3 protein-coding genes and 1 pseudogene are annotated in these 2,721 nt (G+C 66.6%); 3 read left to right on the forward strand and 1 reads right to left on the reverse strand.

The genetic code is table 11. The features are described 5' to 3' along the window. Nucleotides 1-189: 189 nt before the first annotated feature. Nucleotides 190-909 (reverse strand): DUF599 domain-containing protein, encoded by a 720-nt coding sequence (locus tag IC50_RS22440; RefSeq protein ID WP_035709716.1) that lies wholly within the window; start codon nt 907-909, stop codon nt 190-192. A 122-nt stretch (nt 910-1,031) separates the two neighbouring features. Here IC50_RS22440 and IC50_RS22445 point away from each other — a divergent pair, with 122 nt between their 5' ends. The 3 genes and pseudogenes from IC50_RS22445 to IC50_RS22455 all read left to right on the forward strand — a co-directional run. Continuing rightward, nucleotides 1,032-1,694 carry a glutathione S-transferase family protein gene (locus IC50_RS22445; RefSeq protein ID WP_035709714.1) on the forward strand — a complete coding sequence of 221 codons (663 nt, stop codon included), beginning with the start codon at nt 1,032-1,034 and terminating at the stop codon, nt 1,692-1,694. Between the two features lie 306 nt (nt 1,695-2,000). Further along, on the forward strand, nt 2,001-2,204 hold the full coding sequence (locus IC50_RS22450; RefSeq protein ID WP_029674288.1) for a hypothetical protein: 204 nt from the start codon (nt 2,001-2,003) through the stop codon (nt 2,202-2,204). 157 nt (nt 2,205-2,361) lie between these two features. Beyond that, nucleotides 2,362-2,721 (forward strand): annotated as a pseudogene (locus IC50_RS22455) (hypothetical protein); the annotation flags it as partial.

Below are 2,721 nucleotides of genomic sequence, written 5' to 3' on the forward strand. Positions count from 1 at the left end.
TCGCTGCGCTCGCAATGACGACGTGGAGAGAGGGAGGATCCTATCCAGGCTCTCGTGCCCCGGACGCAGCGCAGCGTCACTTTGACGGTGCGCTGCAGAGCCGGGGCCCATGTTGCGGCATTGTACCGTGCAACCCTCTGGGTCCCGTCTCTGCGCTGCAATGCTTGCAGCTTGTCCGGGACGCGGGCCTCAATGACCGCGCTTCTGCGCCTCTTCGCCATCCGCCACCACCTCCGGCGCCATCGCCGCCCAGGCGCTCGATGCGAACTGCCGCCGCCAGGTCACGACCACCACGGCCGCGGTGGTCACGAACAGCACCCAGGGGCTGACGAACCAGCCGAGATAGCCGAGCGCGAAGAAGAAGGCGCGCTGGCCGCGGTTGAAGTGGCGACCGGCGGATTCGAACAGGCGGGAGGTGCGGATGACATGGGCTTCGGCCTCCGGCGTGTCGCGCCGGTCGGCCGGCGGCGTGCCGCCGAACAGGATCGCGACATAGTTGAACAGGCGATAGGCCCAGGCGAACTTGAAGAAGGCGTAGACGCAGATCAGCACCAGCCCGACGCATTTCAGCTCCCACATCGCCGGCGAGGTGCTGAGGTCGATCGGCAGCTTGCTCAGGATCGTGATCGCGTCGTTGGTGGCGTGCAGCAGCGCCAGCGCGCCGCCGAGCGCGAACAGGCTGGTGGAGGCGAAGAAGGCGGTGCCGCTCTGCAGCGAGGCCATGATCTGCATGTCGACCATGCGCGTCTCGCGGTCGAGCATCCGGCGCACCCAGACCTCGCGATAGCGGTTCATGCGCGCCGACAGGCTGTCGCGGCCATAGGCCGAATGCTCCAGCGTCAGGGCATAGACCAGCCATTCGACGATGAAGAAGCCGACGGCGGCGATGTCGACCCAATGCCTGCTCATGTCTGTCTCCTGAGGAACCGCAACGATTGCCATGCATGACGGGGCGCAGCAACGATTGATTGGCGGCAGGCGATGGCGCTAAAAGCGGCTCGCTTCAAGACGTATCGAGAAGGACTGCTGACATGGCTGCGCTGAAACTCGCGATCGGCAACAAGAACTACTCGTCATGGTCGATGCGGCCCTGGCTCGCGCTCCGCGCCAACGACATCCCGTTCGTGGAGACGCTGATCCCGCTCTACACCGACGATCCCCAGGACAAGGAGCAGATCCTGTCCTTCAGCCGCGCCGGCAAGGTGCCGGTGCTGGTCGACGGCGACATCACGGTGTGGGACTCGCTCGCCATCATCGAATACATCGCCGAGCGCTATCCGGAAGTGAAGCTGTGGCCCGACGATGCCGATGCGCGCGCGCATGCCCGGTCGGTGTGCGCCGAGATGCATTCCGGCTTCGTGGCGCTGCGCAGCGAATGCGGCATGAACCTGCATCGGCCGATCCGCCCCGTGGCGCTGTCGGCCGACGCCAAGGCCAACATCGCGCGCATCGAGGAGATCTGGCGCGAGTGCCGCACTCGCCATGCCGCGAAGGGACCGTTCCTGTTCGGCCGCTTCGGCGCGGCGGACGCCATGTATGCCCCGGTCGTGCACCGCTTTCGCACTTATGCGATCGAGGTGGCGCCGGACACCAAGGCCTATATGGAGACGATGATGGCGCTGCCGGCGTTCCAGGAATGGACGCGCGACGGGCTTGCCGAAACGCTTGTCATCGCGAAGTTCGAGGACGCCTGATCGCCGGTCCGACGGGGGCGGCCGACCGCGTGCCGGCCGGCCAGCCCTCGGGCCGGCGCCGGGCCAGGGGCCGCGGGCTCGGGGGCTGCGACACCAGCCTGCGAAATGCCGGCGGAACGAGCGGCTCCGCTGGTATCATCGGCCCGCCGGTTGTCCCGTTATCATTCTGAAATGACTGCAAAATTTGAGCGCTTGCCATGCTGGCATGGCGCTGGCCAAAACGGCGGGGTGCGTGCTATATAACGGCCCGGGTTTCCGGCCGGCCATCGCAGTGGGACACTGGGCGAGGCAGGCGCTGTTTGAGTGATGGAGAGGGTGTTGAAGCACAAATTTCCCGTGGGATCGCGCGTCTTGTTCACGGCCAGCAACGTCGCGCGTCCCGCTGCCAGCGGCTCGTATGAAGTCATCCGTCTGCTGCCGACCGAAGGCGACGACTGCCAGTACCGGATCAAGAGTTCGACCGAAGCCTTCGAGCGCGTCGCCAAGGAAAGCCAGCTCGCGCTGTCCTGAAGACCGACCGCACCCGCGCATTGGTGCCATCAGGGATTCGTATCCTGCCGCCGTCAAAAGGCCCGCTTCGCCTTCGCAACGTGGGCCCGGGGGCAGTTGCCGACTCGCGGTGCTCGCTTGACCATTCGCGCTTTGCTCGCGTGAGAGGATGTCGCGCATGAACTGGGCATGGGCCACCTCGCTCGACCAAATCTGGCGTTCGCCGGCCTTGCCGATGTGGATGACGCTGGCGGCTGCCGGATTCTTCGGATTGATCCTCCTGATCGCGCTGCTGCGCGCCGACAGATCGGTCGCCAACGGCGCGCTGACCGTCATTACGCTGCTATCCATCGCGATCGCCGGGGCTGCCACCGTGCGCGTCTATGGACCTGAGGGGCAGGCCGCCCCGGCCGAAGCGCGCGCGCAGGCCCCGGTCATCGCGAGCCTGCCGGCGCTGTCCTGTCTCGACGATCTCGCCGGCGATGCCGTCGCCGCCGGCTGCGAGAAGGCGCTGTTCGGCGCGCCTGACGCAGCGGCT

Origin of the sequence: Bradyrhizobium genomosp. I (2014), assembly GCF_000261685.1 — a bacterium.
In the GTDB taxonomy this organism is placed as follows: domain Bacteria; phylum Pseudomonadota; class Alphaproteobacteria; order Rhizobiales; family Xanthobacteraceae; genus Bradyrhizobium.

What these genes read in the sequence shown, in the direction of transcription:
- IC50_RS22440 (WP_035709716.1), bottom strand. Translation starts at nt 909, where the DNA reads ATGAGCAGGCATTGGGTCGACATCGCCGCCGTCGGCTTCTTCATCGTC.
- IC50_RS22445 (WP_035709714.1), top strand. Translation starts at nt 1,032, where the DNA reads ATGGCTGCGCTGAAACTCGCGATCGGCAACAAGAACTACTCGTCATGG.
- IC50_RS22450 (WP_029674288.1), top strand. Translation starts at nt 2,001, where the DNA reads ATGGAGAGGGTGTTGAAGCACAAATTTCCCGTGGGATCGCGCGTCTTG.